At 56.3% G+C, this 24325-nt stretch carries 21 protein-coding genes and 1 riboswitch; of the genes, 11 read left to right on the forward strand and 10 right to left on the reverse strand.

The window, feature by feature from the left end; all coding sequences use genetic code 11:
- Positions 1-124 precede the first annotated feature (124 nt).
- The 8 genes from purM to PVT68_RS05240 all read left to right on the forward strand — a co-directional run bounded on the left by purM (position 125) and on the right by PVT68_RS05240 (position 9967).
- Positions 125-1177 carry a phosphoribosylformylglycinamidine cyclo-ligase gene (gene purM / locus PVT68_RS05205; protein ID WP_280321593.1) on the forward strand — a complete coding sequence of 351 codons (1053 nt, stop codon included), beginning with the start codon at positions 125-127 and terminating at the stop codon, positions 1175-1177.
- A 7-nt stretch (positions 1178-1184) separates the two neighbouring features.
- On the forward strand, positions 1185-1865 hold the full coding sequence (gene purN / locus PVT68_RS05210) for a phosphoribosylglycinamide formyltransferase (RefSeq protein ID WP_280321594.1): 681 nt from the start codon (positions 1185-1187) through the stop codon (positions 1863-1865).
- 60 nt (positions 1866-1925) lie between these two features.
- Positions 1926-2738 (forward strand): DUF3108 domain-containing protein, encoded by an 813-nt coding sequence (locus PVT68_RS05215; protein ID WP_280321595.1) that lies wholly within the window; start codon positions 1926-1928, stop codon positions 2736-2738.
- A 234-nt stretch (positions 2739-2972) separates the two neighbouring features.
- Positions 2973-4424, forward strand: coding sequence for an OmpP1/FadL family transporter (locus tag PVT68_RS05220; protein ID WP_280321596.1), 1452 nt, complete (start codon positions 2973-2975; stop codon positions 4422-4424).
- Positions 4425-5190: 766 nt separating this feature from the next.
- Positions 5191-6573, forward strand: coding sequence for a CmpA/NrtA family ABC transporter substrate-binding protein (locus PVT68_RS05225; RefSeq protein WP_280321597.1), 1383 nt, complete (start codon positions 5191-5193; stop codon positions 6571-6573).
- 95 nt (positions 6574-6668) lie between these two features.
- On the forward strand, positions 6669-7661 hold the full coding sequence (locus PVT68_RS05230; protein WP_280321598.1) for an ABC transporter permease: 993 nt from the start codon (positions 6669-6671) through the stop codon (positions 7659-7661).
- 30 nt (positions 7662-7691) lie between these two features.
- Positions 7692-8576, forward strand: a complete 885-nt coding sequence (locus PVT68_RS05235) for an ABC transporter ATP-binding protein (protein ID WP_280321599.1) — start codon at positions 7692-7694, stop codon at positions 8574-8576.
- A gap of 149 nt (positions 8577-8725) precedes the next feature.
- Positions 8726-9967 (forward strand): alginate export family protein, encoded by a 1242-nt coding sequence (locus PVT68_RS05240; RefSeq protein ID WP_280321600.1) that lies wholly within the window; start codon positions 8726-8728, stop codon positions 9965-9967.
- A gap of 131 nt (positions 9968-10098) precedes the next feature.
- Here PVT68_RS05240 and PVT68_RS05245 read toward each other — a convergent pair whose 3' ends face one another.
- The 9 genes from PVT68_RS05245 to PVT68_RS05285 all read right to left on the reverse strand — a co-directional run bounded on the left by PVT68_RS05245 (position 10099) and on the right by PVT68_RS05285 (position 19674).
- A complete protein-coding gene (locus PVT68_RS05245) occupies positions 10099-10512 on the reverse strand; it encodes a c-type cytochrome (protein ID WP_280321601.1) in 414 nt (137 codons plus the stop codon).
- Positions 10513-10562: 50 nt separating this feature from the next.
- The gene (locus PVT68_RS05250) at positions 10563-11327 is read right to left on the reverse strand and encodes a HesA/MoeB/ThiF family protein (RefSeq protein WP_280321602.1); all 765 of its coding nucleotides are present in this window, start codon (positions 11325-11327) and stop codon (positions 10563-10565) included.
- Positions 11328-11340: 13 nt separating this feature from the next.
- Positions 11341-12888 (reverse strand): thiamine phosphate synthase, encoded by a 1548-nt coding sequence (thiE, locus tag PVT68_RS05255; protein ID WP_280321603.1) that lies wholly within the window; start codon positions 12886-12888, stop codon positions 11341-11343.
- Positions 12885-13694, reverse strand: a complete 810-nt coding sequence (locus tag PVT68_RS05260) for a thiazole synthase (RefSeq protein WP_280321604.1) — start codon at positions 13692-13694, stop codon at positions 12885-12887. Before PVT68_RS05260 ends, thiE begins: the two co-directional genes overlap by 4 nt.
- A gap of 2 nt (positions 13695-13696) precedes the next feature.
- Positions 13697-13897, reverse strand: a complete 201-nt coding sequence (gene thiS, locus PVT68_RS05265; RefSeq protein ID WP_280321605.1) for a sulfur carrier protein ThiS — start codon at positions 13895-13897, stop codon at positions 13697-13699.
- The gene (gene thiO / locus PVT68_RS05270) at positions 13897-14979 is read right to left on the reverse strand and encodes a glycine oxidase ThiO (protein ID WP_280321606.1); all 1083 of its coding nucleotides are present in this window, start codon (positions 14977-14979) and stop codon (positions 13897-13899) included. Before thiO ends, thiS begins: the two co-directional genes overlap by 1 nt.
- 182 nt (positions 14980-15161) lie before the next feature.
- Positions 15162-17072, reverse strand: coding sequence for a phosphomethylpyrimidine synthase ThiC (gene thiC / locus PVT68_RS05275; protein ID WP_280321607.1), 1911 nt, complete (start codon positions 17070-17072; stop codon positions 15162-15164).
- A gap of 125 nt (positions 17073-17197) precedes the next feature.
- Positions 17198-17296, reverse strand: a riboswitch (TPP riboswitch).
- A 218-nt stretch (positions 17297-17514) separates the two neighbouring features.
- On the reverse strand, positions 17515-18882 hold the full coding sequence (safD, locus tag PVT68_RS05280) for a sulfoacetaldehyde dehydrogenase SafD (protein WP_280321608.1): 1368 nt from the start codon (positions 18880-18882) through the stop codon (positions 17515-17517).
- An 18-nt stretch (positions 18883-18900) separates the two neighbouring features.
- On the reverse strand, positions 18901-19674 hold the full coding sequence (locus PVT68_RS05285; protein WP_280321609.1) for a sulfite exporter TauE/SafE family protein: 774 nt from the start codon (positions 19672-19674) through the stop codon (positions 18901-18903).
- Between the two features lie 147 nt (positions 19675-19821).
- Here PVT68_RS05285 and PVT68_RS05290 point away from each other — a divergent pair, with 147 nt between their 5' ends.
- The 3 genes from PVT68_RS05290 (at position 19822) to PVT68_RS05300 (ending at position 23179) form a co-directional block, all read left to right on the forward strand.
- The gene (locus tag PVT68_RS05290; RefSeq protein WP_280321610.1) at positions 19822-20109 is read left to right on the forward strand and encodes a hypothetical protein; all 288 of its coding nucleotides are present in this window, start codon (positions 19822-19824) and stop codon (positions 20107-20109) included.
- Between the two features lie 119 nt (positions 20110-20228).
- Positions 20229-21821, forward strand: coding sequence for a thymidine phosphorylase family protein (locus tag PVT68_RS05295; RefSeq protein ID WP_280321611.1), 1593 nt, complete (start codon positions 20229-20231; stop codon positions 21819-21821).
- On the forward strand, positions 21818-23179 hold the full coding sequence (locus PVT68_RS05300; RefSeq protein ID WP_280321612.1) for an MBL fold metallo-hydrolase: 1362 nt from the start codon (positions 21818-21820) through the stop codon (positions 23177-23179). The genes PVT68_RS05295 and PVT68_RS05300 overlap by 4 nt, the downstream gene beginning before the upstream one ends.
- A 111-nt stretch (positions 23180-23290) precedes the next feature.
- Here the strand turns inward: PVT68_RS05300 and PVT68_RS05305 are convergent, their stop codons facing one another.
- The gene (locus PVT68_RS05305) at positions 23291-24247 is read right to left on the reverse strand and encodes an acetyl-CoA carboxylase carboxyltransferase subunit alpha (protein WP_280321613.1); all 957 of its coding nucleotides are present in this window, start codon (positions 24245-24247) and stop codon (positions 23291-23293) included.
- Positions 24248-24325: the final 78 nt, after the last annotated feature.

Genomic DNA, 24325 nt, shown 5'->3' on the forward strand with positions numbered 1-24325 from the left:
CCGGGCAGTCAATTAGCGGCTATTGTATCAGTGTCGGCTATTTCTCCCAGCCTTCAGTTCGCACATTACGTACTTTTTCCACTAGAATACGCGCCCTTCCAATCAGGCCCTTACAGGTTGAACCATGAGCGAATCCAAGCCCACCTCTCCCTCCCTCAGCTACAAAGATGCCGGTGTCGATATCGATGCGGGTAACGCCCTGGTTGAGCGCATCAAGCATGTGGCCAAGCGCACTGCGCGCCCTGAGGTAATGGGCGGGCTGGGCGGATTCGGCGCCCTGTGTCAGCTGCCCAGCGGCTATAAAGAACCGGTTCTGGTCTCCGGCACCGACGGCGTAGGCACTAAACTGCGCCTGGCTATGGACCTTGGTATCCACGACACCATCGGTATCGATCTGGTTGCCATGTGTGTGAACGATCTGGTGGTGGCTGGTGCCGAACCCCTGTTCTTCCTCGACTATTACGCCACCGGCAAGCTAAACGTCGACATTGCGGCCGACGTTGTCAGTGGGATTGGCAAAGGCTGTGAGCTGGCAGGCGCGGCACTGGTGGGCGGTGAAACCGCCGAAATGCCCGGAATGTACGAGGGTGAAGATTACGACCTCGCCGGCTTCTGTGTGGGCGTGGTGGAGAAGTCGGAAATCATCGACGGTTCCAAAGTCCAGACCGGGGACAAGCTGATCGCCCTCGGTTCCTCTGGCCCCCACTCCAATGGCTACTCCCTGATCCGCAAGGTACTGGAGATCAGCGGCGCCGACCTGCAGAAAGACCTGGAAGGCAAAACTCTGGCCGAGTCCCTGATGGCCCCCACGCGTATCTATGTGAAGAACCTGCTGGCGCTGCAAAAAGAAGTTCAGGTAAACGCCCTGAGCCACATCACCGGTGGCGGCCTGCTGGAAAATCTGCCCCGCGTGCTGCCGGACAATGCCCGCGCAGTCATCGATACCAAGAGCTGGGCACTGCCGCCGGTATTCCGCTGGTTGCAAGAGGCCGGCAATATCGAGAGCCGCGAAATGTACCGCACCTTCAACTGCGGTGTTGGCATGGTCATCTGCGTACCGGCTGCTGAGGCCGACAAAGCAGTAAGCCTCCTGAAGGATCTGGGCGAAGACGCCTTTATCGTTGGCAGCATCGAAGCCGCCGATGGCGGTGAAGCCGTAGAGCTGGCGGGAATCTGATTCATCAATGAGCAGTTTTGATTCGCCGGACAGCGTATCCACTGGCGCGGACAAGTGCCGCGCAGTCGTTCTTATTTCCGGCAGCGGCACCAACCTGCAGGCCTTTCTGGACGCTGCCGCAGACAGCGCTTGCGCGTACTCCCTGGCTGCCGTCATCAGCAATAAGGGGGATGCTTACGGCCTGGTGCGGGCCAGGGACGCCGGTGTTGCCACGGAAGTGCTGAGCCACAAAAATTTCGGTGACCGGGAGAGTTTCGACCAGGCCATGGCCGAACTGGTGGACACCTACCAGCCGGACCTGGTAATTCTGGCGGGCTTTATGCGCATCTTAACCCCGGGGTTTGTGCGCCACTACAGCGGCAGGATGTTGAACATTCATCCATCTCTGTTGCCGAAGTATCAGGGACTGCACACCCACCAGCGGGCACTGGACGCGGGCGACAGTGAACACGGCGCAACGGTGCACTTCGTTACTGAAGAGCTGGATGGCGGCCCACCGATCCTGCAGGCCGCTGTAGCAATAGAGCCCGGCGACACCGCCGAGACCCTTGCACAGCGGGTGCTGGTACAGGAACATAAAATCTATCCGCTGGCCGCCACCTGGTTTGCCCAGGGGCGACTGAAAATGGTGGGCGATCGCGCCGAACTGGATGGTGAATTGCTACCTCGGAGCGGAAAACGTTTGTAGGGCCGGCTAACCTTCCGGCCTGAAGCAATGGAATACACAACTCAGGCCGGAGGTCGAACCTTGAATCGCTACGCTTTTTTTACTGCTTTCTCCGCACTATTCCTTTCTGTTCTGCTGATTATCCCCACTGCTCAGGCACAAACCACCTCAAACGCCCCCTCGTCCCCGGCACCGTCTTATTTGTCCACCTCTACCGAAGCCAAGCCCAAGACCAAAAACCACACAGCAGATATTCTTGTCCCATTCAACGCGACCTATAAGGCTGAGTTCAGCGGATTTGGTGTCACCGCAGAGCGCAAACTTACCGGAAGCCCCGCCAGTTGGCGCCTGGATTTTTCGGCCCACTCCATGTTCGCCAAGATCGAGGAGTACTCCCGTTTCGCGCAACAGGGGCAAAACCTGGAGCCACAACACTACGATTACCAGAAGTCCGGTCTCGGCAAAGATCGCCATACCGCGCTCAGTTTTGAAGACGGCGGCAAACGGATAATCAATGTCTACGATAAATCCCAGAGCATCGAAAATGCACCCGCCAATATCCAGGACAAAATCAGCTACCAGTTGCAGCTGGCCATTGATATCGCCAACGGAAAAACACCGCTGAAATATGCGGTGGCCGACGGAAAAAAAATCCGCGACTACGAATTTGAAATTACAGGAAAGGAAACACTCAATACCCCCATGGGGCCAATCGAAACCGTCAAGGTACAAAGAGTGCGCGGCCAGGATGCAGAACGCATTACCAATATCTGGTTCGCCCCCCAATGGAATTACGCCCTGGTGAAGCTTATGCAGCGGGAAGATAATGGCAAAAGCTATCAAATCACCCTGACCAAACTCTCCATAAACGGCAAGGAAGTCAGCGTAAAATAATCCCTTGGAAAAACTTTTCACATTTCCCTAAAAATTTACGACAACCTGTAGATTTTTCCGCAGCAGGCCACTATAAAGTCGCCGCTTTTCCCTCGCGTGCAAAATACGCGCTGCTAGACTCAAGCTACTAAGAAAACATTTGCTTACTGCAAAAAATTTTCTGGAAAAGTATTTCAGCCGGCAACAGACAAATTGCACCCTACGGCACCATTTTCAGCAAAAGAGTGGGACCTCATGACTATCAATATTCTGCGTAAAGCTGCACTGGCCACAGCAATTAGCGCCGTGTCAGGCGGCGCCATGGCCGCAGGCTTTGCCCTTCAGGAATCCAGTACTTCCGGTCTCGGGCGCGCGTTTGCCGCAGAAAACGCCATCGGTGACAACGCGGCGATTCTGGCCCGCAATCCCGCGGGCTCCGCGCTGTTCAGCGATATTGCACTGTCGGTAGGCGTGACTTATGTCAATCCGGAAATCGATGCAGCAGGGTATACCGATTACTATTTACTGACCGCTGCCGGTCCAAGTCTGCAGGGCTCCGTTTATGACACAGCGAACGATTACGCGACCAGCGCTTGGGTACCCAACGCGTACCTGGCAGTACCTTTTGATGACTGCTGGTCATTCGGCCTGGCAGTAAACACCGATTACGGCCTGGAAACCGATTTTGCATCCAGCTGGCCGGTAACTCACATCGCCGACAAAACAGAATTGCTCTCGGTCAATATCGCACCGTCTGTAGCCTTCGATTACAACAATCAGTTCAGTATCGGCATTTCCGCCAACTTCCTCTATGCAGATGCCACGCTCAAGAGCAAGGTACCCAACGACTTCCTGCTGGACCCACTGGCGGAGCAGGTGCTGGGCACCCCGGTTTCAAACGCGCGACTGCTGGATGCCGATGGTGACGACTGGGACTACGGCTGGAGTATCGGTGCTCTGTGGCGCAGTGTTGACGGCCGCACCCGTATCGGCCTGTCGTATCAATCCGAGATGGACCCGGAAATCGAAGCGGATGTGGACTCAGACCTCCTGACTTCTGTCACAACCGGCCTGCCCTTCCGCAATGAACCCGCCGACCTGACCCTGGATCTGCCGGACATGGCCGAGCTGGGGATCTATCACCGTTTCAACGATCAGTGGGGCATAGCCTTTGGGGCCGTGTGGACCGACTGGGACGACTTCGAACGCCTGGAAGCCTACTTCCCAGATCAGCGAGTCAACGGCGAGCCATTCCCGGATTACAACCCGCTGCATATCAAGGAAGAAAACTTCAAAAGCGGCTGGCGCTACAGCCTCGGCTTGGAGTATTACCCCTGTGAAGAGGTGACCTGGCGCGTGGGCTACGCCTATGACGAAGGTGCGGCTCGCGACGGACTATATGAAGGTGGAGTTGCAGAATCGGCGGCTTACGGGCTGGGAGACGGCCTTGGTTTGCCTGTTACCTGGCGCACCCTGTCTATCCCGGATGCTGATCGCCAATGGGTTACCTTCGGCGGCACCTACAAATTCAACAACCAGTTGAGTATCGACGGCGGCCTCGCTTACCTGTGGGGCGACGACGAGACCATTCAGGAATTTCAGGCACTGCCACTGACCAGTAACGCAGGACTTGGCACCTACTTCAATGGCGGCACCACGAACCTGGAAGCCTGGCTGGCAGGTGTATCGCTGAACTATTCATTCTGATTCCGAGCGCTTGCTAACGGAACTAAAAAACAGGGGCAGGACAACCTTGTCCGGCCCCTTCGCTTTCTCTGCCTCACCTGTTTTACTCCCTCACTGCAGGTTCCTTCCCACATCCGGCACCCTAAATACTTGCCCCCATAAATGGCAGATGCACCAATTCATTCCATCTGATGCACCGATAATTTCCCTAACGCGCCGTTACCCTGCCCCAAAATTCACCTGTTACCAGGCTCCTACACCGTAGCTGGCGGCAGCCATGCCACTACAAGCGCGTCACAAAAACAGGTAATGGCGCAGAATTTTACGTCACATCATTTTTTCTTATGTCGTCGACCTCAACCGCTCCACGCCATCCACCCTCCTCTCTCAAATTCAAAAAAATCTTGTTTAACAACAACTTGTGAACTAACCGTGACATCACACCACCGGATTCCCGCCCCCCAGAAAACCATTACGAAAAAAATAATATTCAAAACATGGAAAAAAGTTGGCATGGCCCATGCAGTGCAGCGGGAGAGTAAAGTGGAATTTATCAAATTGATTTCGCACCAGATTTGGAATCTGGCTTCCGTTGAAATCAGGGCAGATGGACTTGCCCGTATAAAAATCAGTTAGGCGACGCTACTGCGTTTGCCCTTTGAGCAGAGGCGCTCATCGATAACTGCCCCAGTGCAGTCAATCGATGAGCGCTTTTTTTTGCTCAAAATTTCGGACCCGAACCACACAACCTTTTACACATACAGCCGAAAACTTGGAGATGGACAAAATGCAATGGAAAAAGCCTTTCAGAAAAATAGCCAGTTCACTGTTACTACTCACAGGGTTTTCCACGCTCGCACTACCGACACAGGCTGAGGAGCTGGGCTATCCAGAGAAGGAAGAACTGACGTTCGGCTTTATCAAACTCACCGACATGGCCCCCATTGCCATCGCCTATGAGAAAGGTTTTTTCGAAGATGAGGGCCTCTACGTCACGATTGAAGCGCAGGCAAACTGGAAAGTTTTGCTGGACGGTGTCATTGATGGACGCCTCGACGGAGCACACATGCTGGCCGGCCAACCCATTGCCGCCACCATGGGTTTCGGCACCAAGGCTGACATTATCACGCCCTTTTCCATGGACCTGAACGGAAACGGCATTACCGTTTCCAACGCCATCTGGGAACAGATGAAACCGAATATCCCCAAACAGGCAGACGGCAGACCGGTGCACCCGATCAAGGCCGACGCCCTGAAGCCGGTGGTCGAGAAATACAAGGCCGACGGCAAGCCCTTCAATATGGGTATGGTATTCCCGGTCTCCACCCACAATTACGAACTGCGCTACTGGCTCGCAGCCGGTGGCATTCATCCCGGCTACTACGCCCCGCACAAGGGCGACATTTCCGGCCAGATTGACGCAGACGCGCTGCTCTCGGTAACGCCGCCCCCGCAAATGCCCGCCACCCTGGAAGCCGGCACCATATATGGCTACTGCGTGGGTGAGCCCTGGAACCAGCAGGCCGTATTCAAGGACATCGGCGTACCGGTGGTTACCGACTACGAAATCTGGAAAGACAATCCGGAAAAGGTATTTGGCATCACCAGGGAATTTGCCGAAAAGTACCCCAACACCACCGTGCGTATCACTCGCGCGTTGATCCGGGCCGCCATGTGGCTGGATGAAAACAACAACGCAAATCGTCCTGAAGCGGTGAAGATCCTGTCCCAGTCCAACTATGTCGGCGCGGATTACGATGTGATTGCCAACAGCATGACCGGCACCTTTGAATACGAAAAAGGCGACAAGCGTGAAGTGCCCGATTTCAATGTGTTCTTCCGCTACAACGCCACCTACCCCTACTACTCCGACGCCATCTGGTACCTCACCCAAATGCGTCGCTGGGGCCAGATTTCCGAAGACAAGTCGGATGAGTGGTACAAGGAACTGGCCGCCAGGGTCTACCGTCCTGACATTTACCAGGCCGCCGCCAAATCCCTGATTGCAGAAAAACTGGCCTCCACTCAGCAATTCCCCGACTTCGCCACCGAGGACGGATTCCGCGATCCGCAGACCCACTTTATCGATGGCATCGTCTACAACGGCCAGAAGCCGAATGAATACATCAACAAATTTTCCATCGGTCTGAAATCGGGGCAGAAGCTCTAACCCAGAGGCGGATCAGGAATCGCTGCAATCACCTGATCCGTCCTGACCACCCCGAATCAGTAATGAACGTATCGAGAACTGCGAGGTAAGGAATCATGAACATCACAGCCGCAACCACCGGAAAGTTTTACGGATTGAAACTGCCGCAACTGGATACCGGTATTTTTGGCAATGCACTTCGCCTGGTAGTACTGCCTGTGACCGGCATCCTGGTTTTTCTGCTGCTCTGGTCCGTTACCGCACAAAAGATCGATACCTCACTCGGCAAGTTTCCGGGCCCGGTCGCAGTAATGGAACAGTTCGGTACGCTGTATGACGAACACCAGCGCTCACGGGACAAAGAGCATGCATTTTACGAGCGCCAGGAAATACGCAATGCCGAACGCGCGGCCGCAGATCCCGATTATGTTCCCAAGGTTCGGGCCTATACCGGCAAGGAAACGTTTATCGATCAGATTGTTACCAGCCTGATCACGGTAATGAGCGGGTTTCTCCTGGCCGTAGCCATTGCCATACCGCTCGGTATCGCCATCGGTTTGAGCAAGACCCTCAACAGTGCCATCAATCCGATTGTGCAGATCTTCAAACCGGTCTCTCCGCTGGCCTGGTTGCCGCTGGTCACCATGGTGGTATCCGCGCTCTACACCAGCCCCGATCCGCTGATTGCCAAGTCTTTTCTCAACTCCATGATCACCGTCACCCTGTGCTGCCTGTGGCCGATGGTGATCAACACCTCCGTGGGTGTCGCCGGGATCGATCAGGATCTGGTGAATGTAAGCAAGGTGTTGCGCCTTCCGGCCCTGCGCCATGTCCAGAAAATCGTATTGCCCGCGTCGGTGCCGATGATTTTCACCGGTATGCGCCTGTCCCTGGGTGTGGCCTGGATGGTACTGATCGCCGCGGAAATGCTGGCGCAGAATCCGGGGCTTGGAAAATTCGTGTGGGATGAGTTCCAGAATGGCAGCTCCGACTCTCTCGCCCGCATCATGGCTGCAGTACTGGTCATTGGCTTTATCGGTTTCCTGCTGGATCGCGGCATGCTGATGCTGCAGAACCTGGTGTCCTGGGACACCGCCGCCAATCAATAACACAGCAACGTTTTTTCGGAGATCAACACCATGAGCATCCTCCTGGACATCAGCCATATCGATATGGAATTCCCGACACCCAAGGGGCCGTTTACCGCCCTGCGGGATGTCGACCTGAAAATTGCCAAGGGGGAATTCGTCTCCCTGATTGGCCACTCCGGTTGTGGCAAATCCACGGTGTTGAATGTGGTAGCGGGCCTTTACCAGGCCACCCGCGGCGGGGTGATTCTGGATGGCAAGGAAGTGACTGAGCCCGGCCCCGAGCGCGCCGTGGTATTCCAGAATCACTCACTGCTGCCCTGGCTCACGGCCTACGAAAATGTCGAGCTTGCGGTAAAGCAGGTGTTCGGCAAAACAAAAACCAGGGCCGAAATGCGCACCTGGATAGAACACAATCTGGAACTGGTGCACATGGGCCACGCAATGCACAAGCGCCCGGGCGAAATTTCCGGTGGCATGAAACAGCGTGTCGGTATCGCCCGCGCTTTGGCCATGCAACCCAAAGTACTGCTGATGGACGAACCCTTTGGTGCGCTCGACGCACTGACTCGCGCTCACATGCAGGACTCTCTGATGGAAATCCAGGCAGAGCTCAACAATACCGTCATCATGATTACCCACGACGTAGACGAAGCGGTACTGCTGTCCGATCGCATTGTCATGATGACCAACGGACCTGCCGCCACCATCGGAGAAATTCTCGACGTAGATCTGGAGCGCCCGCGCCACCGGTTAGAGCTCGCGGATGACACTCTCTACAACCAGTACCGGGCACGGGTATTGAAGTTCCTCCACGAGCGACACAGCAAACCCGACGTACCGGTAAAAAAACGCAATACCGAGCAAGCCTCTCAGAAGGTGGCAACCCCAACGCCTCAAAAGGCCGCGAAACCGACGGTCGAAGACGCCGCCTGAAAAACGCCTTCTGATTCCAGATTGAACGATACACGGAGCAGTAATTCGCTCCGCCGGGGAACTTTTCGCTCCGAAAAAACGAATTTCCGGGAATCACCGGAACATGTTCAGACAAAAGAATTTTTGAATAACCAAAACAGGAACCGAAAATGAAATCAGCAACTTCTGCACTTCAGACCTCACAACGCCTGCCCCGTCAGCTTCTGGCTGCAGCCATCGGCGCAGTGTCCCTTGCTGCCATCAATCTGCCGGTCGCGGCACAGGAGAGCGTGGAACCGGAAGCTCCCGCCGTAACCAGTCTCGGTGATGCGCTGGCACAGGGTGATGTAACACTGAGCTTTCGCGCCCGCACAGAACTGGTGGATACCGACGGTAGCGATGTGGATCTCACCAGCCTGAAAACGCGCCTGACCTATTCTTCCGCGGCCTATCAGGGTTTCAGCACCCTGATTGAAATGGACGACGTCACCCATATCACCGACTTTGAAGGTGGCGTTGGCGACCCCGAAGGTACCGAGGTAAATCAGGCCTACCTCGCTTACACCACCAGCGGCACCACCTTCAAATACGGCCGTCAACGGATATTGCTGGATAACCAGCGATTCGTCGGTGGTGTCGGTTTCCGTCAGAATGAACAGACCTACGACGGGTTCAGCGCAAGCAATACAAGCCTGGCGGACACCACACTGTTTCTCGCCCATATCCACAACGTAAACCGGATTTTCGGCGAAGACAGCCCCGCAGGTGACCACGCGAACGATACCTACCTACTGAATGCGAAGTACGCAGGCCTTTCCGCTGGCGCACTGAGCGGATATGCGTATCTGATCGACAACGAAGATGCTGCAGCCTTCTCCACCGACACCTATGGCCTGCGTTTTGCCGGCAGCCAGGCCGGCTTCGCGTACGCGCTGGAATACGCCATGCAATCTTCTGCAGCGAACAACCCGGCGGACTACGACGCAGACTACCTCCTCGCTGAAGGCAGCTACAAAATGGGCCCGGTTACCCTCGCCGGCGGTTACGAATTGCTGGGTGCAGACGGCGCCGATGGCCAGTTCATCACGCCCCTCGCCACCCTGCACAAATTTCAGGGCTGGAATGACAAATTCCTGGGAGGCGGCACCGGCAATATTCTGGGGGGAATTGAAGATGTATACCTGTCACTCGGCACCAGTCTCGGCGGGGTCAAGTTCGCCCTCAACTACCATCAGCTCAGTTCCGATGACAGCGGCGTTTCCGGTATGGACAAGCTCGGCAGCGAAGCGGGTTTTCTCGTCGCTGGAAAGTTGGCGGGTGTAAACCTGAGCATGAAGTACAGCGCTTACAGCGCCGACGACTTCAGTGTCGACACTGACAAACTGTGGCTGACGGCAGAAGCCAGTTTCTAATAGCACTTTGCGACACACAAAATCGCGAAAGCTGACTGATCAATTTAAATACTCGTTGAGCCTTTCCCGGTCGCAAGGCCGGGATTTTTTTCAATTCGATCTCACAAGCGAGTAATTAACGAAAAGCGCAACTATTTTTCCGAAGACATGTAGCGGATCAACTGTGCAAAATCTTCATCGCTACAGTTGTAACACAGACCTGCGGGAGGCATTGCCTTGAAACCATTCCGGGCGCGCCCCACAAGGGTTTCCATTCCCAGGGCTACCCGTGGCGCCCAAGCGGCGACATCGCCGGTTGCCGGGGCACCGACGATCCCGCGCTCGTGACAATTCCCACAGGTCTGCTGGTAAGTCGCGAGTAATTGTTCAGAAATCTGCGCAGCGTCAGTCCCTGCAGCTGATGGGCTTGTCACCGGCGGGCCATCAACGGCAACAGCGAGCTTTTCAGGTTCCTGAGCCGATGGTCCCTCACTTTTAGAGCAACCGGTCACAAAAAGAACAAGTAAAAAAACACACACCCCGGAGACACTGTCAGATTTACGCATGAGATTTCCCTCACTGGATCAAATGTAAAACCGCCCACCCGTTTTACTGTTTATCCGCATACCGGGCAAGCGCTGTTTGCCGGCAAGGTCAGCGCCCGCCACTCCAGCGAGGCCGCCTCAAACAGCTGCAACCTATTCAGGCTGGAAACTGGCAAGCCCACAATCATTTTGATCGCCTCCAGCGCCTGTGCGCTGCCCACCATCCCCAGTGCCGGGCCAACAACCCCGACGGTAGAACAGTTTTCCGCTTCCGGCAGCTCACTCTGTTCGGTTGCCGGAGGAAACAGGCAGGCATAGCAAGGACTGGATTCGCTGCCAAAATCAAAGCTCACCAGCTGCCCGGAAAAACCCCGCACGGAAGCCATGATCACAGGCACCCGCTGCACCCTGCATACACGGTTGATGGTGTGACGGATATTCAGGTTATCGGTGCAGTCCAGCACCAGATCGAAAGACTGTTGAGACAGCAGGGAGGACAGCCAGGCTTGATCGGCCATACGGCAATGAGCGTGAATGCGGATTTCCGGGTTGGCGGCAGTCAGTTGCTGTGCGGCTACCTGCGCCTTGTCCTTGTCGCGATGGTTGGTTTTATACAGCACCTGGCGCTGGAGATTGGAGATTTCCACCGTATCGCCATCCACCAGATGCAATTCACCAATGCCTGCTGCCGCCAGATATAGCGCTGCCGGGCTGCCGAGGCCACCGAGGCCGATGATCAGCACCCGCGCAGCCGACAATTTCTCCTGCCCCGTCTCGCCAATCTGCGGCAACATGATCTGACGGCTATAACGCTGTAACTGTTTGCGACTCAACAAGGCCTGGCTCCGACTATTCAATCACTGCGCGCAATTGTGCCACAGCCTGGCGGTAGTCGGGCGCGTCGGTAATTGCGGTAACCACGGCGATACTGCCGACACCGCTCGCGGTCACATCGGGCGCCCGCTGCAAATTGATCCCACCGATCGCCACCAGCGGATAATCCGGCAGAAGCGCAGCCATAAGGGCGAGCTTTTGCGGACCCTGCAGCTGACCACTCATATCCTTGGTAGTGGTGGCATAAATGGCACCAATGGCAAGATAGCTGGGACGGTACTGCCAGGCGTAGAGCAGCTCGAAAAAACCGTGGGTACTGATACCCAGCTTCAGGCCAGCCGCCTGAATGGCTTTCAGATCGGCGGTGTGCAGGTCTTCCTGTCCGAGGTGAACCCCGTAAGCCCCGCACTCGATCGCCAGCTGCCAGTGGTCGTTAATAAACAAACGCAGGTCGTAACGGCGGCCAATGGCGACGGCGCGCTCGATCTGCTCCCGCAGGTCATCTCTGGCGTGCTTGATACGCAATTGCAGGGTACGCACGCCCTCCTCCGCCAGCTTTTCGATCCACTCCACGGTGTCCACCACCGGATACAGGCCCAGCCGAGTGGTGTCAGGCTGAGCAAATTCCGCGGCGAAGCTGGCCGCGGCAGAAATATCGAAGATCCCATACGACCTGGCCCTTTCGCTGCCGGCAATCAGTACTTCGGGGTAGTCCCGCAGCTCGGTAGGCCAGCCGCAGTGTCCCACCGGGCCGGCCCCCGTGCCGATATGCCCAGTATTTCCCAGCCGCAACCCACGCCGCACGTAGGCGTTCGCCACGACACAGGCATCTTTTAACGGATACCCCAGCGCCAGCAGCGCAGCGATCGCCGACGACAGGGTACAGCCAGTGCCGTGTGTATCCCGTGTTTCGATTTTTTTACCGATCAGCCAGTGTTCGCGGATGCGTTCTCCCGACCCAGTGCACAGCAGATCTGCCGTGGTGCCAGGTTCAATTTCGCCGTGGCCGCCGGTGACCAGTAGCGCGGATTTATAGCCATCACGTATTTTTCGCGCTGCTGCGAGAATCGACTCAGCGCAATCCGCAACGCCCCCGGCCAGCCATGCCAGCTCAATACTGTTCGGTGTGATCAGATCGCACAGCGGCAGCAGCTCGTTCATGACCGCCGCCCCGGTGCTGTCTTCGGTAAGCTGGGCACCACTGGTGGCGACCGCCACCGGGTCATAAACCACCGGCACGGCTTCGCCGCGAGACTCCAGCTCTCGCAAGAAGTTGGCCACCAGACGCACCTGCGCCACATTGGCAAGCAGTCCGATCTTGATGGCAGAGGGCTTTAGGTCGGCAGATAACGCATCCAGCTGGGACTGCAGAACCCCATCTGCGACCACATTGATCGCCGGCACACCGAGGGTATTCTGGGCGGTGTTCGCGGTAATGGCACTGCAACCGTGAACCCCGAGATCGTGCATGGTGAGCAGGTCCGCCTGAATTCCGGCACCGCCACCGGAATCGCTGCCGGCGATGGTCCAGACGATCGGCCGGATTTGCTCTATACCACTCATAATCCTTCTCCGCTGCTCACCGTCTGCTGCCAGAACGGCATATCCAGCGTCGGCGTGCTGGGGCTGGCGGTCTGACGTTTCAGCATCAGGCCGGCATTGCGCGCAGCGCGACCGGACGCCACCGCCTGCCTGAATGATTCGGCCATCAGTACCGGGTTCTGGGCCCTGGCAATGGCCGTATTGAGCAGCACCGCATCGAACCCCATTTCCATCGCTTCACAGGCCTGGGAAGGCGCTCCGATTCCGGCGTCGATAATCAGCGGGGTATCCGGCAGGCGTTCGCGCAGGGTCTGCAGATTGTATTTGTTCATCAGGCCACGACCGGTGCCAATAGGGGACCCCCAGGGCATCAGGACTTCGCAGCCGACATCAAGTAACTTGCGGCACACCACGAGATCATCGGTGCAATACGGCAACACCTTGAATCCACGTTTCACCAGCTCTCGCGCCGCTTCGATCAGTCCGAAAGGGTCCGGTTGCAGGTTGTAGTCATCGCCGATCACTTCCAGCTTGAGCCAGTCTGTGCCGAAAATTTCCCGGCTCATTTCTGCCAGGGCGATGACTTCTTTGGGGGTTTTGCAGCCAGCGGTATTGGGCAACAGCTGACAGCCGGACTTACGGATATAGTCCCAGATCATTTTTCCCTGTTGCTGCCCAGGGCTCTGGCGACGCAGAGACAGAGTTATGATTTCCGAGCCGGACGCGGCGATGGATTCGCGCATGATCGCTGGTGACGGATAGAGTGCGGTGCCTACCAGCAAACGGCTGTCGAATGCCTTGCCGTAGAGTTTCAGTTTGTCGTGCATCCTTAGCCTCCCACTACCGGAGCAACAATATCCAGATTGTCGCCAGCGGTCAGTGAAGTTTTCTCGTAAGTGGTGCGGGGGACGAAGTCGCCGTTCAGTGCCACGGCGAAGGTTTCACCGCTGTAGCCCAGTTGTCGCAATAGACCGGCGAGTGTTTTGCCCTCTTCAAAATGGACGTGTTCACCGTTGACCAGTAGTTGCATCAGGTCACCTGTTCTGTGGGTTGGTTTACTCTGGAAATTTCGGACTCGGCTTGCAGCGCGAGTGCCGGAGCCAGCAGATAGCCGTGACGAAAGAGCCCGTTGATACGTAATAATCCTGGTTCGCCATCTACAACCGGTAAATTGTCCATGGTGGCTGGACGGCAGTTAACGCGGGTTTCGATTACCCGAGCTTCGGCGAACGCAGGGTGGATTGAGTAGAGCGCACTGGAAAGTTCCATGGTGGAGCGCAGGGATATGGGGCTCATATCTTCGCTCTCGATTTCGGTGGCGCCGATCACGATCTGGTTGTTGGCTCGGGGTACCGCGTAGAGCTGGTAGCGCGGGTGCAATAATCGCACGGGCCGGTTGAGTTGCACCTCGGGTGTTTCTACCACCATGACTTCGCCGCGTACGCCGCGCAAGCCGTCGACTTCCTTTTTTGCACCGAGGCCGCGGGTGTCGATAACCAGATCAAAGTCTTGTGTGCTGTTTTCAGTGTGCACTTTCCCCGGAAAACACTCTGCCGGGGAGTGCTCCCTCAGTTGTACCTTGTTTAACTCCAGTGCCTTCAGCAGTGCCGGCAATAGCTTTCGGTTGTCGATGTCTGCTTCGGTGGCCAGGAACAGGCCCTGGTCGAAGCGGTCGAGTTCCGGCTCCAGTTCGCGCAGTGCGTTGTTATCGAGCCATTGGAGTTGATGGCTGTTTTCGATACCGAGCTTTGCATTGAGTTCCTGCTGGAATTGCAGCAGTTCATTGCGGTCTTGAGGATGGGCAATGAGAATACTGCCGGAGCGGCGGTAGCCAACCGGCATTCCGGTTTGTAACTCCAGCTGTTTTGCCCATTGGGGCCAGTATTGCAAGCTTTGCATGCCCAGCTGGTAGATAGGGAGTGGGCAGTGAAATAATTCGGAGAGTGGCGAGATCATGCCGGCGGCGGTGTGGCAGGCACCCACAGGTTTATCCAGACTGTCCGACTCGAACAGGGTGATCTGGTGGCCTTTTTCTGACAAGCGCCATGCAAGAAGCCGCCCCATCAGGCCAGCCCCTGCAATCGCGATATTTTGTTGGGATTCAGTGTTCACGACCCAGTCCTGCTACGTACTTGGAAAGATCCGGGCGGTGCCGCTGCCGGTACACGTTTTCGAGACACGCCGTGAACCCATCCCTGGGGGCTCTTCTAAAACATCCCTGTTTTAGAAGGTCTCGCAAACGTGTACCGGCATCGTCACCTTCACGTCGACCAATCAATTACTTGATGATTTCTTCAGCCTTTATGATAAATCTCGGCGCCGAGATCTTTGAACTTGATCGACATTTCTTCCATGCCTCTTTCCGCCTCCTGCTGCTTTGCGTATTCCCTGACATCCTGCGTAATTTTCATGGAACAGAACTTCGGACCGCACATGGAACAGAAGTGGGCGACCTTGCCGGATTCCTTCGGCAAGGTTTCGTCGTGGTACATGCGCGCGCGTTCGGGGTCGAGACCGAGATTGAACTGGTCTTCCCAGCGGAATTCGAAACGGGCTTTGGACAGAGCATTGTCACGTTTGTAGGCGCGGGGATGACCTTTGGCGAGGTCGGCGGCGTGAGCGGCAATCTTGTAGGCCATCAGGCCCTCTTTTACGTCCTCTTTGTTCGGCAATCCCAGATGCTCTTTGGGCGTTACATAGCACAACATGGCACAGCCCATACTGCCAATCATGGCGGCGCCGATGCCGGAGGTGATGTGGTCATAGCCTGGTGCAATATCGGTGGTCAATGGGCCGAGGGTATAGAAAGGCGCGCCGTGACAGTGTTCCAGCTGTTCGTCCATGTTTTCCTTGATCTTGTGCATGGGTACATGGCCGGGGCCTTCGATCATGGTCTGGACATCGTGTTTCCAGGCAATTTCGGTGAGTTCACCGAGGGTGCGCAGTTCACCGAACTGGGCTTCGTCGTTGGCGTCGGCAATACAGCCGGGGCGCAGGCCGTCGCCGAGGGAGAAGCTGACGTCGTAGGCTTTGAGAATTTCGCAGATATCCTCGAAATGGGTGTAGAGGAAATTTTCCTTGTGGTGAGCGAGGCACCACTTGGCCATAATCGAGCCACCGCGGGAAACGATGCCGGTGACGCGTTTGGCAGTGAGCGGCACGTAGCGCAGCAGCACGCCGGCGTGGATGGTGAAGTAGTCAACGCCCTGTTCAGCCTGTTCAATCAGGGTATCGCGGAATACTTCCCAATTGAGGTCTTCGGCGATGCCGTTTACTTTTTCCAGCGCCTGATAAATCGGCACGGTGCCGATGGGGACAGGGCTGTTGCGCAGGATCCATTCACGGGTTTCGTGAATATTCTGGCCGGTGGAAAGATCCATGACGGTGTCACCGCCCCATTTGATGGACCAGACGAGTTTTTCCACCTCTTCCTCGATGGAGGAAGTAATCGCGGAATTACCGATATTGGAATTTACTTTACACAGGAAATTGCGGCCGATAATCATCGGCTCGAGTTCAGTGTGATTGATGTTCGCAGGAATAATCGCGCGACCTTCGGCGACTTCACGGCGGACGAATTCCGGGGTGACCTGCGGCGGAATATAAATACCTTCGCGGGCTTTCTGATAATCGGCTTCGCTCAGCTGTTCGGCGAGCGCGGCGCGCCCCATATTTTCGCGGATGGCGATAAATTCCATTTCCGGGGTGATGATGCCCTGGCGGGCGTAGTGCATCTGGGTAACATTTTTACCCGCTTTGGCTTTACGCGGCGCGGGCAGATTGTCGAAACGGATATGATCGAGACCCTGGTCCGCCATGCGCTTCTGACTATAGGCAGCTTGGCGGGTGTCGAGAATTTCGGTGTCGCCGCGGCTTTCAATCCAATGCTGGCGCAGTTTGGGCAGGCCTTCGCGGACGTTGGGTTTGTAGTCCGGGTCGGAGTATAGCCCGGCGGTGTCGTACACCTGTAGGGGTTCGTTGGGTTCAAATACGGGGTTTTGTTCGTCACCGCCGACGAGGCTTTGGCCGAGGCAGATTTCGCGCACGCCGACTTTGACACCTTCTGTCTCCCCTTCCAGATAGACTTTGCGGGAATTGGGGAATTGCTGGGCGGTGAGGTTATCGAGGAAATTTTTGGCGCGTTCCTGTTGGGCGGCGCGAGTGTTTTTGCTGGTTTTATTCTGTGCTTCGGCGACTTGAGACATGCTTACCCCTTACGTCATTTCCTGACGCTTGCTTCCATTAATGATTCCGTGAATGGATTGCCGGGGTACTGGCGGGGGAGAGAGCGGATTTCGGGCGCGATGATTTCACATGCACACGAACAATAGCGAATTCAGATCTTGTTCCCTACGCGGGGGTTACCCCGATCAGGTTCAACGGATCTCGCGACAGCGATCTCAGCCCAAAGGCACTCCGACAAGTTGGGGCGGAGTATAGGGGAAATTTGAGTGGATGGCCAAGACCATGTTTTTTCATGGTTCTTAACTTGGGCCGTGGCGGTCGGGCACTGGGTGGAAGGTTTCAGGGCCGCTGTAGACCCATCCTTGGGCGCTGCGGCGGCGACGTCCATGTCGCCGACGCTCCTGAAACCTTCCACCCAGTCCCCGCCCTTCGCCTTTCAGTTCGAGCTTCGAATTGGGATGGTTAAATCACCAGTGTTTTCTGGTAACTCATTTCACGAATCGCATAGCGCACGCCTTCCCGGCCCACACCGCTTTCTTTTACGCCGCCAAATGGGAAGTGCTCAGCACGGAAGCCGGGACCGTCGTTGACCGCCAACAGACCTACATCCAGCTGGTTGTAGAGGCGTTTGGCCAGCGCCAGGTTCTGGGTAAATACACCTGCCTGCAGACCAAACGGCGAGTTGTTGATCAGTGAAACCAGCTCCGATTCATCATCAAATTTTCGCAGTGGTACGACGGGACCAAAGGTTTCCTCTGCCACCAGCTCCGCTTCATCGGCAACGTTTTCGAGAATCGTAGGCCAGAGGATATTGCCTTCGCGCCTGTGTCCAAACAGCACCTTGGCACCGGCATCTACTGCAGACGCAATGCGCCCTTCTACTTCGTTGGCAGCAGCCGCGTGAATCAGCGGGCCGACAAAAGTGTCGTCCTCAGCGGGGTCGCCAACCTTGAGTTTCGCGGTGGCGCTCACCAGCTTTTCGGCGAAGGCATCAAACACTTGGCTGTGCACGAACAGGCGCTTGGCGGCAGTACAGCGTTGGCCCGCGGTGGCGAAGCGCTGGTTGATGGTGGCGGCAACAGCGGCATCCAGGTCGGCATCCGGCATGACGATCAGTGGATCATTGCCACCCAGTTCGAACAGCATTTTCTTGTAGCCGGCATTGGCGGCGATGGCATTAGCAGTGGCGGTGCCACCGGTGAAATTGACCGCGTGAATTTCGCGATGCGATACAGCAAAGCTGGTGGCTTCAATGTCCGGGATCAGCATTTGCAGCACGGATTTGTCCATACCTGCGGCGTAGCACAGTTCTACCAGCAGTTCGGCGGAGCGTTTGTTCTGCGGGCCAGGTTTGAACAGGATGGTGTTTCCAGCGGCAAATGCAGGGCCGATTTTGTGTACGGCAATGTTAATGGGAAAGTTGAACGGTGTAATACAGAGCACGGTACCCAGCGGTTTCCACAGGACCACGCCGATTTTCTCGCGCATGGGCGGGAAGGCATCAGAGTCCAGGGCTTCGCCGTTGATATTGCGCGCTTCCATGGCACTGGAAAGAGCGGTGTTATACGCGCGGTCGATTTCTACACGACTGTCGCTGATGGTTTTGCCGGTCTCTTCGGTGATGGCACGGGCCAGATCTTCTTTTCGCTCCAGCAGCAGCTGCGCGAGCTTCAGCAGGATATTCGAGCGTTCGAAGGCTGGGGTTGCCAGCTGCTTGCTGCGCCCTTCCACCAGTATTTGAATGGCTTCTGCCACCTGTTCTTTGGTGTGAAAGTCGTAGGCTTCGATCAATTCGCCACTGTAGGGATTGATAATCTGGTAATCAGCCATGGAAATACCTGTAGGTTTTTATATTGCAAATAACTGGTAAACAATGCGGGCACCGGCAATCAGTAGTGCGGCGCGCATAAGATTAAAAAACAGCTCGCTGTCGATCCGGTTCAACAGCGCAATACCGATGCGCGTGCCGATTACTGCTGCCACGGTCAGCAGCAGGATCAATCCGAGGTGTTCGGAGAAGGCAAAGCCAAGGTAGATGAATGCGGGTACCTTGAGCGCGTGACACCAGGCCTGCATTACGGATTTATTCGCCACGATCTCTTTCGGCGTCATGTCCTTGCGCACAAAAAACGCGGCCAGCAACGGATCCACGGCGCCGGCGACGATACCGAGAGTACCGGTGGCGATACCCACCCAGAAAAAATTCCGCGGCTGGAGGCGGATTTCCGGGAGTTTTTTCGGTTTGAACACCGTGTAAAAAATCAATACCGCCAGCAGCACCAGCGGCAGCTGTTGCCAGTCGAGGTTGGCGAGCCCCAGGGTCATGACAGCGGAGCCGAGGGTGCAACCGACAAAAAACGGGATGCACTGGTCCCAGCGGATATGTTCGCGCACGTAGACGACACGGGCGAGATTGTTGAGCAGCTGAACTGCGCCGTGAATGGGTACCAGGGCGCGCAGGGGAATGACGACATTGAGCGCGGCAAACATCAGAATGCCCCCCGCGCCACCGGTGACGGCAGAGATAAACGCGCTGACCACGCAGACCAGCAACAGCAGTCCGAGCGTAAGACCGGGTGTCTGGCTCGGAATCAGACTAAAAAGCGCCTCCAACTCGGCCAAGAGATTCCCCTAATCTTTGCGTTCCATCGAACGGTTTTTGAGCGATCGCCAGTCTACCCACAAGCCTCAACCAAACCCAGTAGTCACGGGCCCGAAGCTGGTCATTTGAGGACACAACAGGGGTTCTGACGACCCTAAACTGAGATCGTGAAACCCGACACCACCACCGCCATGCGCAACATTATCGCGGAAGTCCGCGCTACCCTGCCCTTTTCCATGCCGGCAGCGGAACTTTGCGCAGGCCCCTGTCAGGGGTGCGCGAAGAAGTTACTGGAGTATCTGGATATGGAAATAGAAGACTGGGAAAAACGGCTGGATGCCAACGAGAAGCCCACGCTAGGGGATGTGAACAATTTCGCCAGGACCTGCACCAGGATTCACAAGGCGATCACAGCAAATGGGTTGATTGCGCCTGAGCGAACGGCTGCGAAGTGATGTAAGAAAGCCACTATGGGCGGCAAACGAGACATCAACTTGCCGGTGTCGCATAATCGGACTTGAATTAAAGAGCGGGCAAAATGTTCCAACGGGATGGATAGCGCCAGAATAAATGGATGTGTCCGCCTTCCCGTATCAACGACCCCGACATGAATTTCCAGGGAGACGGCATGTCCCGGGCAACGACGCTTTACGCTTACAAATTGGGAATTGATACCCATCAGGAGCCGCTGGTTTACATGCGCACCGACTGCTCGATCTGTCGCGCCGAAGGATATACCGCCAATACTAGGCTACAGATCAAAGCAGAATCCGGGACCCTGATCGCAACCCTCAATACCGTCTCGGAAGAAATCCTGCCTCCCGGCAGCATCGGCTTTTCCGATAGCGCCTGGGAATTTCTCGCGCTACACCACGGACAGCCGGTAACAGTACACCATGTCCCCCAGGTTGGATCACTCAGCGCACTGCGCAAAAAGATTTACGGCCACGCACTCAGTGCCGATGAGATTGGCAGCATTATTCGCGATATCAGCCGGCGCCTCTATTCCGATATCGAAATTGCGGGATTTATTTCCGCCTGTGCCGGCGGCCGCCTGTCTTCGGAAGAGACCACAGCACTGACCAGCGCGATGGCAAAAATCGGCAACCAGCTGCACTGGCCAGAGCACGAAAAGGTCTTCGACAAGCATTGTATTGGCGGCCTGCCGGGAAACCGTACCACGCCCATCGTCGTATCCATAGTCAGTGCCGCAGGGCTGATCATCCCGAAAACCTCTTCCCGCGCCATTACCTCACCGGCGGGTACCGCCGATACCATGGAAGTACTGACCAACGTTGATCTGACACTCGATCGCTTGCGCAAAGTCATCACCCGCACCGGCGCCTGTCTTGCGGCCGGTGGCAAGGTGGGACTCAGTCCCACAGACGATCTGCTGATACGTATTGAGCGCGCGCTGGATCTCGACAGTGAAGGCCAACTTGTTGCCTCGGTACTGTCTAAAAAGATGGCTGCCGGCTCCACACATATCCTGATTGACATGCCGGTCGGCCCGACGGCGAAGCTTCGCACTCAGCAACAGGCGGAGATGCTGGCGGAGTTATTCCGGGTCGTCGCGAGTGCACTCGGACTGACGGTGCGATGCGTGGTGACCGACGGCACTGAAACCATTGGTAATGGCATAGGACCGGCGGAGGAAGCCAGGGATGTATTGAGTGTTTTGCGCAATGAAAAAAACGCTCCACCAGACCTCGAGGCACGCGCGCTGTATCTCGCCGGCCAGCTGCTGTCGATGGCAACCGGCGCAGACGACGTTCAGGCATTGCAGCAGGCGCGGGAAATTCTGTATTCCGGGCAGGCCTGGCTGCAGTTCCGTGCAATTTGCGAGGCTCAGGGAGGGCTCCGTGAAGTGCCTGTCGCCAGCCACCATATCGAACTGCGCAGCAAGTGTGCTGGCAGGTTACACAGCATGGACAATCGTCGCCTCGCCCATCTGGCGAAGGTTGCCGGCGCCCCCTCTTCACCGGAAGCCGGACTTAGATTGCGGGTGAAAGTGGGAGACCGTGTTGAGGCCCATCAATCGCTCGCGACGTTATATGCAGCGACGCCGGGCGAGCTGGCCTACGCTCGTGAATACTTTCACCAGAACCGGGATCTTTTTGAAGTTACAGCTATGACCCCGATCCCCGCTGTGGAGCGGCAGCCATGAATATCACTTTTCTGGGCGGTACCGGGACAGTCACCGGTTCGAAATTTCTCGTCTCCATTGACGAGGGAAAAACAGAATTTCTGGTCGACTGCGGCCTGTACCAGGGATACAAGTGGTTGCGCGAGCGCAACTGGGAAACACCGCTATTCGATTACCGAAAACTCAAAGGGATCGTACTCACCCACGCGCACCTCGATCACTCGGGATTTATTCCCCGTCTGTACTCCATGGGATTTCGCGGACCCGTTTACTGCCATCATGCCACCATGGATCTGTGCTCAATCCTGCTTCCGGATGCCGGGCGTATTCAGGAAGAGGATGCCCAGTACTACCAGCGCCACAAGCTCGGAAAACACAGCCACCCGGAAGCGCTTTACACCGGTGACACCGCCGAGCGCTGTATGGAACTGTTTCAGCCGGTTGGCTTTGATCAGCCCTTCCATATCGGCAGTGCAAAACTGCACTTCCAGCCCGCGGGACATATTCTGGGGGCGGCGAGTGCCATTGTGCATGCGGAGGGCAAGCGGGTGGGATTTTCCGGCGATGTGGGGCGTGCGGACGACCTCATCATGCATCCACCCAGCCCGCTGCCGGAACTCGACTTGCTGCTGATGGAATCCACCTACGGCGACCGCCGCCATGCGCGGGTCGACCAAAAAGCGCAGCTGGCCGAGATCGTGAATCAGACCTCAGCTCGCGGTGGTGTATTGCTGATTCCCAGCTTCGCTGTCGGCCGCGCACAGACCTTACAGTTCCTTCTGCTTTCCCTGATGCATGAGAAAAAGATTCCCCAATTGCCCGTCATACTCGACAGCCCCATGGCGATCGACGCATCGGAAATCTATTCCCGCTATCCGGACCAGCACCGGCTCAGCTCCGAGAACTGCACCTTTATGTGTACCGGTATCCAGTACACCCGCAGTGTCGACCAATCCAAGGCCGTTGAGAATATTCACTACCCGCACATCATCATTGCCGGCAGCGGTATGGCGACCGGCGGCCGCATATTGCACCATATGAAACGGCTGTTGCCGGATCATCGCGCTACGGTATTGTTTACCGGTTATCAGGCGGGCGGCACCCGCGGTGCGCGAATGCTGGCGGGATCAAGCAGTGTGAAAATCCACGGCGAATACGTCCCCTGCAAGGCACAAATTGAAGTGCTGGAAGGACTGTCGGCCCATGCGGACTATGTGGAACTCTGTGAGTGGCTGTTAAATTCGAAACTGAACGCGGACACTCGGATCATGCTGGTACACGGTGAACCTGATGCGGCAGATTGCCTGCGGCTGTACCTGCAGGACCATACACCTTTTCAGGTAGGGGTCGCGCAATATCGGAGTATTTACCGCCTGTAGTTACAAGCCGTTAATTAGAAAATTGGCATAGCTAAAACAACAACGGCAACCGAAGTTGCCGTTGTTGTTTTAGCGCTATCGAATAGCGCCCGCAATTGCTGCTTTCCGCTATCAGCCAGTCACATTGCCGTAACTCATCAGACGCTGATAGCGCTTCGCCAGCAGATCCTCGATGGGCACGGCACTGAGCTTGTCCAGCTGCTCGGACAAACGATCCCGCAGACGCGCCGCCATCAGGTCCGGATCGCGGTGGGCGCCCCCGAGGGGCTCGGGGATGGTTTCGTCCACAATACCCAGCTCTTCCAGCACACCAGAAGTCACCCCCATGGCCTCAGCTGCCAGCGGCGCCTTCTCCACGGTTTTCCAGATAATGTTCGCGCAGCCTTCCGGAGAAATCACAAAATAGGTGGAGTACTGCAGCATGTTCAGCTGGTCACCTACACCAATCGCCAACGCGCCACCGGAAGAACCCTCACCGATTACGGTGCAGATGATCGGCGTGCGCAAGCGGGACATTACCGCCAGATTTTTTGCAATCGCCTCGCTGATGCCGCGCTCTTCACTGTCGATCCCCGGGTAGGCTCCGGGGGTGTCAATCAGGGTAAGTACCGGCATCCTGAAGCGCTCTGCCATTTCCATGACACGCAGCGCCTTGCGGTAACCCTCAGGCTTCGGCATGCCGAAATTGCGCTTTACCTTTTCGTTGACGTTACGCCCTTTCTCTTCGCCGATGACCGCCACCGGGCGGCCTTCGAGGCGGGCGATACCGGCGATGATCGCTTTGTCATCACCAAAGTGGCGGTCGCCGTGGAGCTCGTCCCAGTCGGTAAAAATACGCTCGATGTAATCCTTGGCATAGGGACGCTGCGGGTGGCGTGCTACCTGCACAACCTGCCAGGGCGACAGATCGGCATAGATGGATTCGGTGAGCTTTTCGCTCTTTTCCCGCAAGCGGGTGATCTCTTCGGCAATATTGAGCTCGTTATCGTCGCCCACATGCTGAAGTTCCTTGATCTTGCCTTCCAGTTCCGCAATCGGCTGTTCAAACTCAAGAAAACTGAAGTTCATTTATTTCGCGCCTTGATCATTCTATGGACCTGCCAAAAAGCTGGGAAATGCGACCAATGTACCCAAAATGGTCGCAAA

This window comes from Microbulbifer bruguierae, from assembly GCF_029869925.1.
GTDB lineage: Bacteria > Pseudomonadota > Gammaproteobacteria > Pseudomonadales > Cellvibrionaceae > Microbulbifer > Microbulbifer bruguierae.